Here is a 14,311-nt window from a genome sequence, read left to right as displayed (position 1 = left end):
ACGCCCGGGCGAGATTCGCTCGGGCGTTTTTTTTCGACTGTAATAAACCGAATGAACAGGAAATCGCCCGTATGTTGGACGCCAATCTTAAAGCTCAGTTGAAGTCATACCTGGAACGGGTCACCCAGCCGATCGAGATCGTCGCCTCCCTCGACGACGGTGCGAAATCCCAGGAAATGCTGGCTCTTTTACAAGACGTAACCAGCCTTACTACGCTGATTACGCTGAAAACCGATGGTGACGATGGGCGTAAGCCGTCGTTCTCCATCAACCGCCCGGGTGCCGAGATCAGCCTGCGTTTTGCCGGTATCCCCATGGGCCATGAATTCACTTCGTTGGTGCTGGCCCTGCTGCAAGTCGGTGGCCACCCGTCGAAGGCCAGTGTCGAAGTGATTGAACAGATCCGCGCCCTCAAAGGCGAGTTCAGCTTCGAGACGTACTTCTCGCTGTCCTGCCAGAACTGCCCGGATGTGGTCCAGGCGCTGAACCTGATGGCAGTGCTCAACCCGAATATCCGCCACGTTGCTATCGACGGTGCGCTGTTTCAGGCTGAAGTTGATGAGCGTCAGATCATGGCGGTGCCTAGTGTTTACCTCAACGGGGTCAACTTTGGCCAGGGCCGTATGGGGCTGGAGGAAATCCTCGCCAAGCTCGACACCAGCGGCGCCGAAAAAGCTGCCGAGAAAATCAGCGCTAAAGACGCCTTTGATGTGCTGGTGGTCGGCGGAGGCCCGGCGGGCTCCTCTGCGGCTATCTATGCTGCGCGTAAAGGCATTCGCACCGGTGTTGCCGCCGAGCGTTTCGGTGGTCAGGTGCTGGACACCATGTCCATCGAAAACTTTATCTCGGTACAGGAAACCGAAGGGCCGAAATTGGCCAGTGCTCTGGAAGCCCATGTGCGCCAGTACGACGTGGACATCATGAACCTGCAGCGTGCCAGCAGTCTGATCCCGGCAAAAAGTGCCGGCGAACTGCACGAGATCCGCTTCGAAAGCGGCGCGACCCTCAAGTCCAAGACCGTGATTCTGGCCACCGGTGCACGTTGGCGCGAAATGGGTGTGCCGGGCGAGCAGGAATACAAGGCCAAGGGCGTGTGTTTCTGCCCGCACTGCGACGGCCCGCTGTTCAAGGGCAAGCGTGTGGCAGTGATCGGCGGCGGCAACTCCGGCGTCGAAGCGGCCATTGATCTGGCGGGTATTGTCAGCCACGTTACGCTGCTGGAATTCGACAGCAAGTTGCGCGCCGATGCAGTCCTGCAGCGCAAGCTGTACAGCCTGCCGAATGTGGACGTGATCACCAGTGCGTTGACCAGCGAAGTGAAAGGCGATGGGCAGAAAGTCACCGGCCTGGCGTACAAAGATCGCGACAGCGGCGAGTTCAAGACCCTCGACCTGGAAGGTATCTTCGTACAGATCGGCCTGCTGCCCAACACCGATTGGCTCAAAGGCACGGTGGAGCTGACGCCGCGTGGCGAGATCATCGTCGATGCCCGTGGCGAGACCTCACTGCCTGGCGTGTTTGCCGCCGGCGACGTCACTACTGTGCCGTATAAGCAGATCGTGATCGCCGTGGGCGAGGGCGCCAAGGCTTCCTTGAGCGCATTCGACCACCTGATCCGCACCTCCGCGCCAGCATAAATACAGGCCCGGAAATGCAAAACCCCATGAGCGATCATGGGGTTTTTTTTCGTTTACATCGGTGCGGGTTGAATAATCTCGACCCAGTAACCGTCCGGGTCTTTGATAAATGCCAGGCTTTTCATGCGGCCATCGGTCAGACGTTTCTGGAAGTCACAGCCCAGGGCTTCGAAACGCTCGCAGGCGGCAACGATATCCGGTACCGAGATGCAGATATGGCCAAAACCACGCGGATCAGTGTTGCCGTTATGGTAGGCAAAGTCCGCATCGTTTTCGGTGCCGTGGTTGTGGGTCAGTTCCAGGATGCCGGGAATCGACTTCATCCACTGAGTACGCTCGGCCGCGTCGGCCGGGATCTGGGATTTATCCACCAGCGCCAGGAAGTACAGGCTGAATTCAGCTTCCGGGAAGTCGCGCTTTTCAACCAGGGAGAACCCCAGGACGCGGGTGTAGAAATCCAGCGAGCGGGTGATGTCCTTGACCCGCAGCATGGTGTGGTTGAACACGAAGTTCGTGGTGGCGGTATCAGGCTGGGCGGTGACGCCCGGGAAGGTGTTCAGTTCGTGCAGGCTCATGGGCCCTCCAGAAAAAAATAGGGCAAGCGCGACTCCAGCGTGGAGTGCTCCCTTGGCTTGCGGCAAGCATTTATGCAGCCGGGCCATGATACGCAAGGCCCGTCCGCCGCGCCAAATGAAAAAGCCCGCGTAGGCCTTGCGACTGGCAGGTGGCGGGCCTCACACTTTGCCGCTGGTCCCTGGGGTGTTTTCGCAATGATTGAGTGTCGTAAACCGCTGTTGAGTACTGTATGTGTGCTGTTGACCAGTCAGTGGGTGTTGGCTGGCGAGCCGGAAGTTCATTGGCCCAGCGGCTGGCAAATCGAAGAGCTGGCGCCCGAGGGCGATGCTTCCGTCAGCACTCAGGCCGTATCCCGACAGCGAGCGATCAAGAATGACGAGAATGGCCAGACTTTGATGGTCATGGAACTGACCGCTACGCCGATTGAGGCGGGGCATAAAGTTAATCTTCAAGGCGTTCTGCTGGAAATGCGTAAGTCTATTCAAAAAGACTTTGCCCAAGGCGGCTATCAAAGCGTGTGCACCAAGATGCACCCTTCGACATTGAGCCGCCTCGACGCACTGGAAACTACTTGCGTGATCACCGAGAACGGGCGGCATGTGCTATCACAAACATTGGTGGGTGCGGTCGATACTGATAAGGCGTATGTATTTTCATACGCCGGTCAGGCACAAGCCTATGACGCCAGCAAGAATGAAGTCAGTTCGGTGCGTGACAGCCTGAAACTTTAGAGCAATCGCGACGATCGATTTTGAACGAAATGAACTTTTATTTAAGTTCACTTGCGAACCGTTGAATAACAAAAGCCCCGCATGTGCGGGGCTTTTTATTAGTGCGTGTGGATCACTTGCGCAGCCAGGATTCAACGGTTTCCGCGCCGTGCTCTTCTTTCCAGGCTTTGAGGCCACGGTGGTTGCCACCTTTGGTTTCGATCAGTTCGCCGGTATGCGGGTTCTGGTAAACCTTGACCACGCGTGCGCGGCGCTGCTTAGGCGCGGAGGCGACCGCGCTGGCCTTGCTCAGGCTAGGATCCAGGATCGCGATGATATCGCGCAGGCTCTTGCCATAGGTCTTCATCAGCCCTTGGAGTTTTTCTTCGAATTCGATTTCTTTCTTCAAGCTGGCGTCGTTCTTCAAGGACTCCAGCTGGGCCAGCTGCTCTTGAAGGGCTCTTTCTGCTGCGCGAAATTCGGCGAGTTTGGACAAAATAGGTACTCCAATAGTGTAGTTGGCTGATATCAACTGTAAAAAAGCTGCAAGCCAAGCGCTTTAAGGCGACTCTAAGAAGAAGCCTCCTGCGAGTTCTGCACAGGCAAGAAAAATTGTAGTAGTTAATTCGTCACGAGTAAATCATGTCTTTTGTCCCATTAACATAATTTGCGCATTGCTAGTGCATGGCTATTCAATGGCTGGCCAGGGACTTAATGAATTCATCACAGGGTAAAGGTCTGCCGAACAGGTAGCCTTGAAGATAGTCCACCCCGCGAGCGGCCAGGTATTCACACTGCTGCGCTGTTTCTACCCCCTCGGCGACAATGCCCAAATCGAGCTTGCCAGATAACTCTATGATGCTGTCCAGAATATGGCTGGAGAGTGCATCCACGCCGATCATGGCGACAAAACTCTGATCGATCTTCAAGTAGTCCACATTGAAATTGCGCAAATAACCCAGGCTGGAGTGGCCGGTGCCGAAGTCATCGATGGCGATCATCACCCCAAGCGCATGCAAGGCATCGAACAGACGTCGCGTGACGTCGGTGGGTTCGATCAATTCGCGTTCGGTGAGCTCCAGCACCAGAATCACCTGGCCAGGTGCAAACGCGGCGAGGAATTCGCGACAGTCGTCCACCAGTTGCAAGTCCTGACAGTGGCGCGCGGTGATGTTCACACCGATATGAAAACCCGGCGCAAAGCGTGAGGCATGGGGCGCCAATTGAGCGGCGGCCTGACGGAGCAGGGCGCGGGTCATGGGCACGATCAGGCCGCTATCCTCGGCCAGCGGAATGAATAGGTCCGGCCGAACCAAGCCCTCCTTGGGGTGCTGCCAGCGCATCAGCACTTCACAGCCGGCCCATTCACGGGTGTCGCCGCGCACCACGGGTTGAAAAAAAGCAATGAACTCATTGGCGCCCAACGCCCGTTGCAGCTCACGGGTCGGCGCCGACGAGCGCTTTTGCAGCCAATGGGCGAGCAGGCCTGCCAGCACGCCAAAAAACACCACCAGGCTCAATAGCGCAGGATAGCGAGCCTGCATATATCGCCACACCTCGCCGGCCGGCACGCCTGCTTCTACGCTGTAGCGATAGCGTTCCGACGCCAGGTGGTGATGAGCCACCGCAAATACCGGTGGCAGTGTCTCGTGGACCCGGCCTTGATCGTCGAGCCAGCGCGGCCCGACCTGCAGGATCAACTGCGCATACCGACTGATCAGGCGCAGCGCGTTGGTCAGGTGGTACCCGTCTATGGAGGCGAACGCGGCCTTGTCGCCGTCAACCAGGCGGTAGACCAGCAGCGCCGTATCCGGTGTGACCGGGTTGCCATTCATCAACCACAGGCGCCCGTCCACGTAATCGTCCGGGTTGACGGGCGAGGCGTAATCGCCGCCGAACAGCGAAGTGCAATAGATGTTCTTTTGCCAGGACAGGGTGGTCGCCCGCACGAACGGCCGGCGTGTCACTTGCTCGCGCAACGCCAGTTGGGTAGCGCTGTCGCACGGTTGTCCGGCCAACGGCAGGAGCGCCTGGGCGGCGAGGGCGGTGTTGTCGAGCATCAGGTCGAACTGGCGCACGGCTTCTTGGGCGGTCTGCGCGGTACTCTGCTCCAGGGTGCGTTCGGCCTGCCAATGCAGAATAAGCACGCCCAGCAGTATCGGCAGCAGCGTGCACAACAGGCTGATGGCATAGCGGGTGATCGGCTTTGAAGGGCCTTGGACACTGAGGGGCATGGGGTCTGAAACCTATTGCGCAGAGAGCGTGACCGGCGTAGCGGTCAGGGATGCTCCGATGATAGATGGCTCGGTTCGAATATGCTCGCGTGATCCGGGTTTTGTGCGTACGCGACCAGAGCGGGGCGGCGTGGTGATTCTGTTGGGGTTCCGCCTGTGCAACAAACTCCTTGCACGCGCCAGGGCAATGGGGATTTGATAAGAGTACGGACAAACCAGGTTACGCTGTGTAGAATCGGTTTACGCATACAAGAATATGACTTGCGCTCACGCAAGCCTAAAGCCGTCAGAGACTGATGTAACCATGAAGCGACTCGGCTCCCCCCTCATCTTTGGTGACTTCCTCGCCCGCAGCGTGCGAGGCCTGTCCTGCGCGCCACCCCTGCACCTCATCCTTGCTGGCAATTGATTTTTCTTTAATCAGACTCTTTATTTCAAAGAGCAGGATGAGGCACCGAACATGACCGACCAACACGCAAACCCAATGGGCCTGATGGGCTTTGAGTTCATCGAATTCGCATCGCCGACGCCCGGCACCCTGGAGCCGATCTTCGAGATCATGGGGTTCAGCAAAGTCGCCACCCACCGCTCCAAGAATGTGCACTTGTATCGCCAGGGCGAGATCAATCTGATCCTCAACAACGAGCCCAACAGTATCGCCTCCTACTTTGCCGCAGAGCACGGCCCGTCGGTGTGCGGCATGGCGTTCCGCGTTAAGGACTCCCAAAAAGCCTACAACCGCGCACTGGAACTGGGCGCGCAGCCGATTCATATCGAAACCGGCCCGATGGAGCTTAACCTGCCGGCGATCAAAGGCATCGGTGGCGCGCCGCTGTACCTGATCGATCGTTTCGGCGAAGGCAGTTCGATCTACGACATCGATTTCGTCTTTCTCGACGGCGTGGACCGCAACCCGCAAGGCGCCGGTCTCAAGGTTATCGACCACCTGACCCACAACGTCTACCGCGGGCGCATGGTGTACTGGGCCAACTTCTACGAGAAGCTGTTCAACTTCCGTGAGGCGCGTTATTTCGACATCAAAGGCGAATACACCGGCCTGACCTCCAAGGCCATGAGCGCTCCGGACGGTATGATCCGCATCCCGCTGAACGAAGAATCGTCCAAGGGCGCCGGGCAGATCGAAGAGTTCCTCATGCAGTTCAACGGCGAGGGCATCCAACATGTGGCGTTCCTCACTGATGACCTGGTCAAGACGTGGGATGCGTTGAAGAAAATCGGTATGCGCTTTATGACCGCGCCACCGGACACCTACTACGAAATGCTCGAAGGTCGCTTGCCGAACCACGGCGAGCCGGTGGACCAGTTGCAGGCCCGTGGAATCCTGTTGGACGGTTCTTCGATCGAGGGCGACAAGCGTCTGCTGTTGCAGATCTTCTCGGAAACCCTGATGGGCCCGGTGTTCTTCGAGTTTATTCAACGCAAGGGCGACGACGGCTTCGGCGAAGGCAACTTCAAAGCCTTGTTCGAATCCATCGAGCGTGATCAGGTTCGGCGCGGTGTGTTGACCACCGACTGAACCCACGCGTAGAAAAAAGCCCGACCAGAGTTGACCCTGGTCGGGCTTTTTAACGCCTGCGTGTTACGCCTGGCGCTGGCGTACCAAATGCTTGAACCCTTCAAACACCAGCACCATGACCGCGATCCAGATCGGAATGTAGGTCAGCCATTGCCCCGCCTTGATACCTTCGCCCAGCAGCAGTGCCACCACCAGCAACAACACCGGTTCCACATAGCTGAGCAGGCCGAACAGACTGAAAGCCAGCAAGCGACTGGCGATGATGTAGCTCACCAGTGCCGAGGCGCTGATCAGGCCGAGGATCGGAATCAGCGCATAGAGTTTCGGTTGCGCGTCCATCACTGCAAAGCCCTGTTCGCCGCTCTGCACAAACCACCAGGCCACGGGCAGCATCAGTGCCATGTCCAGCCACAGGCCGCCCAAATGATCGGTCTTGAGGTATTTGCGCGCGATGAAGTACAGCGGGTAACCGATGATCACTACCAACGTCGCCCAGGAGAAACCACCGGCCTGGTACAGCTCGTTCAGCACGCCGAGCGCTGCAAAAAACACCGCGATCTTTTGCAGATAGGACAATTGTTCGCCCCATACCAGGCGCCCGGTCAGCACCATGGTCAGCGGCAGCAGGAAATAACCCACCGACACATCCAGGCTGCGGCCATTGAGAGGCGCCCACATGAATAGCCACAATTGCACCCCCAACAGGGCCGACGACACCACCACGCCAGCGATCAAACGCGGCTCGGCCGCCAACCTGCGCAGCAGTTCTTGGACTTGCCGCCATTCGCCGCTGACCACCATGAACACTGTCATGCACGGCACGGTCAACAACATGCGCCAGCCGAAAATTTCCAGGCCGCTCAATGGCGTGAGCAATGACGTGAAGTAATACATCACGGCAAACAACACCGAGGCCGAAACCGATAACGCCACACCTTTAGACACGCTGTCCTCGCCCAAAACCGATTCAATCAAAAGAAGAGCAGATTATGGTGCTTTCGGCGTGCTGCGGGTGCTCTGTTTTGGGGCAAATCGCACAAAAGTTTGCTGCGCTGCACTTTCAGAGCGCTTACAGCGGCGTCCGTCCCGACACGAAATGGCCCACATCGTTGAATCCCGGCGTAGACGAATGCCCCGGCGTCACCAGCGAATCGATGAACGCCTCATCTTCCGCCGTAATCTTCACCTCCAGCGCGCCGGTGTAGGCGTCCCATTGCGCCTCCGTGCGCGGCCCAACGATAGCTGAACTCACCGCAGCATTGTTGAGCACCCAGGCGATGGCAAATTCCACCATGCCCACGCCGCGCCCTTGGGTGTACTGCTGGATCTGCTGGGCGATACGCAGCGACTCCACGCGCCATTCGGTTTCCAGGATGCGCTTGTCCTGGCGCGCGGCACGGCTGCCGGCCTCAGGGGTAACGTCCGGCGCGTACTTGCCGCTGAGCACACCGCGCGCCAGCGGGCTGTAGGGCACCACACCGAGGCCATAGGCGGCGGCAGCGGTAATCTGCTCGACCTCGGCCTGACGGTTGACGATGTTATACAGCGGCTGGCTGATCACCGGTCTGTCCACCCCCAGGCGCTCTGCCACGCGAATGACCTCGGCAATGCGCCAGCCACGGTAGTTGGACAGGCCCCAGTAACGGATCTTGCCCTGACGGATCAGGTCGCCGATGGCCGACACCGTCACCTCCAGCGGTGTGTGGTGGTCTTCACGATGCAGGTAGTAGATGTCCAGGTAATCGGTGTCGAGGCGGGTCAGGCTGGCGTCGAGGGCATTGAAAATCCGTTTGCGGCTCAGGCCACTGCGGTTGGGCAACCCATCCGGCGGGCCGAAACCGACCTTGGACGCCACCACCCAGTCCTGGCGCTGCCGGGCGATGGCTTCACCCACCAACTCTTCAGAGCGCCCGCCGGTGTACACATCCGCGGTGTCGATAAAGTTGATGCCCTGGTCCCAGGCCTTGTCGATGATGCGCAACGAGTCCTCGGTGTTGGTCTGTTCGCCAAACATCATGGTGCCCAGGGTGAGGGCGCTGACCTTCAAACCGGAGTGGCCCAGAGAACGATAAAGCATAGAGAACACCTCAATGTCGCGGGATAGAGCCTATGCAATACCAGATCGCGGCATCCTCGAACAAGCCGGCTATGGACATGAATGCGGTTTATGCCATTGCCTTACAGCAAACCGCCGCCGTCGATGTCGATCACGCTGCCGGTCATGAAGGCATTTTCCATAGCCAGTACATACCCGGCTGCCACTTCGTAAGCTTGCCCCACACGTCCGACCGGCAAGGCCTGGCCGACCTTGGCATACATGGCCTTGCGTTGATCTTCCGACAACCCCGCATACGCCGGCGTGTCGATCACGCCGGGGCTGACGACGTTAACTCGACGCGGAGCCAGCTCCTTGGCCAATTGTTTGCCCAGCGCTTCGGTCGCAGCGTTAATGCCGATTTTGATGAATTGCCCAGGCACTAACTTGCGCCCCAACTGCCCGGACGTAAGGACGATGCTCCCATGCTCATCGAGCAATGGCAGTGCCAGCTGGATAGCCCGCAACGCGCCCCAGAGCTTGACGTTGAAATTGTCCTGGGCCAGTTGCAGGTCGGTGTCCTGAAGATTTTTCGCCTGTACGGCAGGGCCGGCGGTGTAAACCAAATGATCAAAGCGGCCCACGCTCTCGAACAGGCGTTGCAATGACGCATTATCCGTCACGTCCACAGGTTCACTGCGCAGGCCGTTGTGGAGCGCCGAAGACAGGCGTCGTCCAGCCAGCACCACCTGCGCGCCTCGTGACTTGGCTTGCTCGGCGACCGCCGCGCCGATGCCGCTGCTGCCGCCAATCACCACCACGGTTTTGCCATTGAGGGGAGATGTCATGGGTACTGCCTCGCATTAAAAAAGGGATATTCATACTCTCAGCTTGGCAATGTCGAAAAAATAGCGGTAAATCGACAAGATCATTAAAGGATTTTTATCAGTGAGCTCCATTCTCGACCTTGAAGTCTTTGCCCGTACGGCGGATACCGGGAGCCTTTCCGCCGCCGCACGCACCCTTGGCTTGACACCCGCCGCCGCGAGCATTGCGCTCAAGCGTCTGGAGACACGTCTTGGCGTTCGCCTGCTGGCTCGCTCTACGCGCAGCATGCGCCTGACTGAAGAGGGTCGCTGCTACCTGGACAGCGTGCGTCTGGCGCTCGCGGCTTTGTCTGAAGGAGAACAAGGGCTGAAGCGGCACGGCGAAGGCTTGAACGGTGTACTGCAACTGGCCGCTCCCTCGGATTTTGGGCGCACGGTTTTGCTGGGATGGTTGGATGACTTCAAGCAACAGCACCCCCATATCCGCCTGCAGTTACTGCTTAACGATAAGAACGCCGACCTGTTCCGCGAGACCGTGGATATTGCCCTGCGCTTTGGCGTGCCGAATGATTCCAGCCTGGTGGCTTTACCGATCGTAGCGCACCACCACCGCGTGGCCTGCGCCAGCCCTGCGTACTTGGCCCGACACGGGACCCCTCGTGAGCCTGCCGATCTGGCGCAGCACAGCGCGCTGATTTACATGCGCCATGGGCGCCCTAACAATACATGGAGCTTTCGCAAAGGCGATGTGGTGCAGGAAGTGCCCGTGCATAGCGATTATTTGTGCGACGACGGTGAAGTGGCGAGGCGGTGGGCGCTGGCGGGGCATGGGGTGACCTATAAAGCTGGACTGGATGTAGTACGGGACATAAGGGCCGGCCGTTTGGTGCCGTTGTTCTATGGCTGGCAAGGTGAGCCTGCGCCGCTGAACCTGATGTGTCCCCATCGTGCGCAGGTGTCGGAAAGAGTAAAAGTGTTCCAGGCATTTTTGCAGCAACGCTGCCATGCGCTGTTGAACGACGTACGAAATGATCAATAAGGACGTCCAGGCCACATCCTTATTGAAACATCCTCGTCTGTCGGTGAACCGCTCATCCTGGGGCTTGGCCGTAGTCCTGAATATTCAGTTGGCCTTTGGCTGAATAAACCGGCAAGGGGGGATGATTGAATTCAACCTTGAAGTCCGCGATCGCGTGTCCGGCATGTGGCATTTTTTTGATGGTGAGTTGACCGCTGGTTGCATACAGATGCTGAAAGCCAATCAGGTTTGTCAAAATCCCGATCCGTGGATCGTCCAGGACGATTTTGTATGTGCCCTCTCTGACTTTGGTATCAATTTGCACGGCGAAGAAATACTCGGTGTCGGGGAAAACACGGGACCACCCTAGGATGTTGTAGTACGGGGCGACACCCAAGTGCTCAAACGTATTGACGGCCAGGTTTTCAGCCTTGAATGAGGGCATAGGCAGTATCCCGCCACTGAGCTCAACCTCGAATTTCCCGTTGCCGTTATGTACGTCACAGGTGCCTCGGGACACCATCAACTGAGCTTCCGGTTGGTTATAGGGCTGGGCGGTAAAATTGAACGTTGCGACGATACGGTTTTTCCTCAAGGTGACGGTAATTTCACCTGATACGGCTACAAAGTTGGTGTTGGCGGTAAATATTGCTGCGGAGGCCGTAGTCACTTTGCGTGTGCCGTCGAAGCTGTAGGTATGGGGCTTGCCATTGTCGCGAAGGCTCAAGGGCAGCAAGCAGGTGAGCTCGACACTGGGTTGAGAACCCACTGCACTCTGGCGTGCGGTAATAACCCATTGGACATGGGTCTTTTCCAGCCTGACCGTGTCCGCTTTGAATGCGCGCGTGATCACGCCGGACATGTTCGCGCTGGCCGTGCCATCGGCCAGATGCGAATTTCTGGGCAGTTGAAGAATCTCCATGACGCAGTCCTCATCCAAGTGGGGTGGCGCCTGGAGTATGAGAACAAATAAAAGCAGCGGGTACTGTCAAGGTTGACAGGTTTAAAAAGCAAAAAGCTTATAACGGTTATGCGGGCTCAGGATGCACCAGCCGCGGTGCATCCTGAGTGATGGCTTATGTGCGCAATGAGCGAGTCATGCGCAGTGCCAATACACTGCCCGCCACAATCACTGCCGCCAGCAGGTACAGGGCCATATCCGTGGAGCCGGTGGCATCTTTTACAAAGCCGACGATATATGGGCTGAGGAAGCCTGCCATCTGGCCCATGGAGTTGATCAACGCCAGCCCACCGGCGGCGGCACCCGCGCTGAGCATCGCCGTCGGCACCGGCCAGAACATCGGCAGGCCGGTAAGCGCGCCCATGGTGGCGATGGTCAGGCCGAGGATCGCAATGGCCGGCGTGGTGGCGAAATTCACCGCGATCACCAGGCCCACCGCGCCCATCAGCATGGGCACGACCAAGTGCCAGCGCCGCTCTTTGCGCAGGTCGGCGGAGCGGCCCACCAGCAGCATAAACACCGCCGCCAGCAAATACGGGATTGCACTGAGCCAACCGATCACCAGGTTATCGCTGAACCCGAGGTTCTTGATGATCGACGGCAGCCAGAAGTTGATGGCGTACACGCCGCTCTGGATGCAGAAGTAGATCAGGCCAAATGCCCAGATCGCCGGGTTCTTGAACACTTCGGCGAGGGAGTCGCTGGTGGTCTTAGGCTTGTTCGCCAAGTCCGTGGCCTGGTCGGCTTCCAGCACCGCGCGTTCCTGAGGCGTGAGCCATTTGGCGTGGGCGAAACTGTCGCTGAGCAGGAAGTAGGCGAGGGCGCCCAGCACCACGGTGGGTATGCCTTGGAGCAGGAACATCCACTGCCAACCGGCCAGACCACCCTGGCCGGCGGCGAAGTGGTTGAGAATCCAGCCGGAAAACGGGCTGCCCAATAGGCCCGACACGGGGATCGCCGACATAAACAACGCCATAATCCGCCCGCGACGGAAGGTCGGGAACCACTGCGAGAGGTACAGCACCACGCCGGGGAAGAAGCCGGCTTCGGCCGCACCGGTAAACAGGCGCAAGGTGTAGAAGTGCGTCGGCGTGCTGACGAACAGCAGGCAGGTGGACAGCGTGCCCCACACGACCATCATCAGGGCGATCCAGCGCCGTGGGCCGAATTTGCTCAGCGCCAGGTTGCTCGGTACGCCGCATAGTACATAACCGATAAAGAAGATTCCGGCCCCGAGGCCGTACACGGTTTCGCTGAACTTGAGGGCGTCGAGCATCTGCAGCTTGGCGAAGCCGACGTTGACGCGGTCGAGGTAGTTGAACAGGTAGCAGATAAAAATGAAGGGGATCAAGCGCAGGGTCACGCGCTTGTAGACAGCGTTTTTATCGTCATCGTTGGCCTGGGTGACAGCGGCGCTCTGTGACATGGCGTTCTCTCTTTATTATGATTTTTCGCGATGCGAGGGTAACGTTGATCGCCCCAAGAGTCTCGGCCAGGTAGCAGGGGGCTGTCTTTGTGCTCGCGCACAGTGAACGTGCCTTTGCGCTGTGCCGATGACCAACCACGCCTTGCAGGAAGTTAACCCCATGTTCGAGCTGGATCATGACCTGGCGCAGGAGATTGTCGATCGCACCATGGCCATCCTGCCCTATAACGTCAACGTCATGGACAGCCAGGGCTTGATCCTGGGCAGCGGCGAGCCCGAGCGCATCAACACTCGCCATGAGGGCGCGCAATTGGTCTTGGCTAATGGTCGCGTGGTCGAAATCGACGGCCAGACCGCAAAGCACCTAAAAGGCGTGCAGCCCGGCATCAACCTGCCGCTGATGCACGATCAACGCCTGATCGGTGTGCTTGGCATCACCGGTGAACCACAGTTGCTGCGTACCTACGCCGAACTGGTGCGCATGACCGCCGAGATGCTGGTCAGCCATCGTCATCAGCAAGCCGAACAACAATGGCGCCGCCAGCGGTGCGATGACCTGCTGGCGTTGTTACTCGCCGAATCCGGCGACTCGCCGCGCCTGGTTGACGAAGCCCAGCAACTGGGGCTCAAGCCACATCTGTCGCGTACGCCATACCTGTTCGAGCTGGGCGCGGGCGCCTCCGCGCAGGACCTGGGCGCCTGGCTGGCTGCGCGTTATCCCGACAGCTGGTGCGTCAGCTCGGCGCAGTTTTCATTGTTGTGGTGCCGACCGGCCGGGCTCCCGGTGGACAATCCCAAGCTGCTGGAAAAACTCGCCGGCCACGGCTGGCAGATCCAGCGTGTGGCGGTGGGTGGCCAGGCCGACGGGCTGGCCGGGCTGCGCCGTTGCTATCGGCGGGTCGGCGACCTGTTGGCCTATGGCCGGGACATCCTGCCCCACACGCAAGTGCTGACCCTCAATCGCTATCGCCTGCCGGTAATGCTGTGGCGTCATCGCAACGACGACGCCCTCGATGAATTGCTCAACCCGCTACGCAAAGTACTGGCCAAGGACGGCAACGGCCAATTACTGGCAACTTTGCGCAGTTGGTGCGAGCACGACGGGCAAAGCCAGGCGTGTGCAGACGCTTTGGGCATCCATCGCAACAGCCTGCGTTATCGCATGGAGCGCATCGCCGAACTCAGCGGTGTCGACCCGCTGACCCTCGATGGCATGCTCGCCTTGTACCTGGGCGTGCAGTTGCTGCCCCAGGATTTGTCGGAATGAACAACAAACCTGCGCCGCACTTGTGCATCGGACCGGCGTTATTGCCGCAGCCAACTGGCAGCATGGGCGTTATAAAAAACGGA

13 protein-coding genes are annotated in these 14,311 nt (G+C 58.7%); 5 read left to right on the top strand and 8 right to left on the bottom strand.

Annotation, left to right across the window (positions count from 1 at the left end):
* Positions 1 to 71: 71 nt before the first annotated feature.
* Positions 72 to 1,637, top strand: coding sequence for an alkyl hydroperoxide reductase subunit F (ahpF, locus tag QRN41_RS04975; RefSeq protein WP_040268398.1), 1,566 nt, complete (start codon positions 72 to 74; stop codon positions 1,635 to 1,637).
* Between the two features lie 53 nt (positions 1,638 to 1,690).
* On the opposite strand, the gene gloA is transcribed toward ahpF, so the two are convergent.
* Complete coding sequence (gloA, locus tag QRN41_RS04970; protein ID WP_034097989.1) at positions 1,691 to 2,212, bottom strand: lactoylglutathione lyase; 522 nt, start codon at positions 2,210 to 2,212, stop codon at positions 1,691 to 1,693.
* A 195-nt stretch (positions 2,213 to 2,407) separates the two neighbouring features.
* Here gloA and QRN41_RS04965 point away from each other — a divergent pair, with 195 nt between their 5' ends.
* Positions 2,408 to 2,944: a DUF4946 domain-containing protein gene (locus QRN41_RS04965; RefSeq protein ID WP_167417135.1), complete on the top strand. Its 537-nt coding sequence runs from the start codon at positions 2,408 to 2,410 to the stop codon at positions 2,942 to 2,944.
* A gap of 112 nt (positions 2,945 to 3,056) precedes the next feature.
* Here QRN41_RS04965 and QRN41_RS04960 read toward each other — a convergent pair whose 3' ends face one another.
* Together QRN41_RS04960 and QRN41_RS04955 are read right to left on the bottom strand one after the other, a co-directional pair.
* Positions 3,057 to 3,419 (bottom strand): histone-like nucleoid-structuring protein, MvaT/MvaU family, encoded by a 363-nt coding sequence (locus QRN41_RS04960; protein ID WP_034097985.1) that lies wholly within the window; start codon positions 3,417 to 3,419, stop codon positions 3,057 to 3,059.
* 196 nt (positions 3,420 to 3,615) lie between these two features.
* A complete protein-coding gene (locus QRN41_RS04955) occupies positions 3,616 to 5,157 on the bottom strand; it encodes an EAL domain-containing protein (protein ID WP_167417136.1) in 1,542 nt (513 codons plus the stop codon).
* A gap of 460 nt (positions 5,158 to 5,617) precedes the next feature.
* On the opposite strand from QRN41_RS04955, the gene hppD reads away from it, so the two are divergent.
* Entirely contained in the window at positions 5,618 to 6,694 is a 1,077-nt protein-coding gene (gene hppD / locus QRN41_RS04950; RefSeq protein ID WP_034097982.1) for a 4-hydroxyphenylpyruvate dioxygenase, read from the top strand.
* A gap of 63 nt (positions 6,695 to 6,757) precedes the next feature.
* Here the strand turns inward: hppD and rarD are convergent, their stop codons facing one another.
* From rarD to QRN41_RS04935, 3 genes are all read right to left on the bottom strand, one after another.
* A complete protein-coding gene (gene rarD, locus QRN41_RS04945; protein WP_285421245.1) occupies positions 6,758 to 7,639 on the bottom strand; it encodes an EamA family transporter RarD in 882 nt (293 codons plus the stop codon).
* Between the two features lie 124 nt (positions 7,640 to 7,763).
* On the bottom strand, positions 7,764 to 8,771 hold the full coding sequence (locus QRN41_RS04940; protein ID WP_167417138.1) for an aldo/keto reductase: 1,008 nt from the start codon (positions 8,769 to 8,771) through the stop codon (positions 7,764 to 7,766).
* Positions 8,772 to 8,872: 101 nt separating this feature from the next.
* Complete coding sequence (locus QRN41_RS04935; RefSeq protein ID WP_285421244.1) at positions 8,873 to 9,577, bottom strand: SDR family oxidoreductase; 705 nt, start codon at positions 9,575 to 9,577, stop codon at positions 8,873 to 8,875.
* 100 nt (positions 9,578 to 9,677) lie between these two features.
* Between QRN41_RS04935 and QRN41_RS04930 the strand changes: the two genes are divergently transcribed.
* Entirely contained in the window at positions 9,678 to 10,595 is a 918-nt protein-coding gene (locus QRN41_RS04930) for a LysR family transcriptional regulator (protein ID WP_167417140.1), read from the top strand.
* A gap of 52 nt (positions 10,596 to 10,647) precedes the next feature.
* Here the strand turns inward: QRN41_RS04930 and QRN41_RS04925 are convergent, their stop codons facing one another.
* Positions 10,648 to 11,496 carry a hypothetical protein gene (locus QRN41_RS04925; protein ID WP_167417141.1) on the bottom strand — a complete coding sequence of 283 codons (849 nt, stop codon included), beginning with the start codon at positions 11,494 to 11,496 and terminating at the stop codon, positions 10,648 to 10,650.
* A 154-nt stretch (positions 11,497 to 11,650) separates the two neighbouring features.
* On the bottom strand, positions 11,651 to 12,961 hold the full coding sequence (locus QRN41_RS04920) for an MFS transporter (RefSeq protein ID WP_167417142.1): 1,311 nt from the start codon (positions 12,959 to 12,961) through the stop codon (positions 11,651 to 11,653).
* A gap of 160 nt (positions 12,962 to 13,121) precedes the next feature.
* Between QRN41_RS04920 and QRN41_RS04915 the strand changes: the two genes are divergently transcribed.
* Positions 13,122 to 14,228 (top strand): sugar diacid recognition domain-containing protein, encoded by a 1,107-nt coding sequence (locus QRN41_RS04915; protein WP_034138059.1) that lies wholly within the window; start codon positions 13,122 to 13,124, stop codon positions 14,226 to 14,228.
* Positions 14,229 to 14,311: the final 83 nt, after the last annotated feature.

The organism is Pseudomonas sp. efr-133-TYG-23 (assembly GCF_030209215.1).
Lineage (GTDB): Bacteria > Pseudomonadota > Gammaproteobacteria > Pseudomonadales > Pseudomonadaceae > Aquipseudomonas > Aquipseudomonas rhodesiae.
The sequence above is the reverse complement of the archived record's forward strand: the minus strand, read 5'-3'. Positions and strand labels throughout refer to the sequence as shown.

What these genes read in the sequence shown, in the direction of transcription:
- ahpF (WP_040268398.1), top strand. Translation starts at nt 72, where the DNA reads ATGTTGGACGCCAATCTTAAAGCTCAGTTGAAGTCATACCTGGAACGG.
- gloA (WP_034097989.1), bottom strand. Translation starts at nt 2,212, where the DNA reads ATGAGCCTGCACGAACTGAACACCTTCCCGGGCGTCACCGCCCAGCCT.
- QRN41_RS04965 (WP_167417135.1), top strand. Translation starts at nt 2,408, where the DNA reads ATGATTGAGTGTCGTAAACCGCTGTTGAGTACTGTATGTGTGCTGTTG.
- QRN41_RS04955 (WP_167417136.1), bottom strand. Translation starts at nt 5,157, where the DNA reads ATGCCCCTCAGTGTCCAAGGCCCTTCAAAGCCGATCACCCGCTATGCC.
- hppD (WP_034097982.1), top strand. Translation starts at nt 5,618, where the DNA reads ATGACCGACCAACACGCAAACCCAATGGGCCTGATGGGCTTTGAGTTC.
- QRN41_RS04940 (WP_167417138.1), bottom strand. Translation starts at nt 8,771, where the DNA reads ATGCTTTATCGTTCTCTGGGCCACTCCGGTTTGAAGGTCAGCGCCCTC.
- QRN41_RS04935 (WP_285421244.1), bottom strand. Translation starts at nt 9,577, where the DNA reads ATGACATCTCCCCTCAATGGCAAAACCGTGGTGGTGATTGGCGGCAGC.
- QRN41_RS04925 (WP_167417141.1), bottom strand. Translation starts at nt 11,496, where the DNA reads ATGGAGATTCTTCAACTGCCCAGAAATTCGCATCTGGCCGATGGCACG.
- QRN41_RS04920 (WP_167417142.1), bottom strand. Translation starts at nt 12,961, where the DNA reads ATGTCACAGAGCGCCGCTGTCACCCAGGCCAACGATGACGATAAAAAC.
- QRN41_RS04915 (WP_034138059.1), top strand. Translation starts at nt 13,122, where the DNA reads ATGTTCGAGCTGGATCATGACCTGGCGCAGGAGATTGTCGATCGCACC.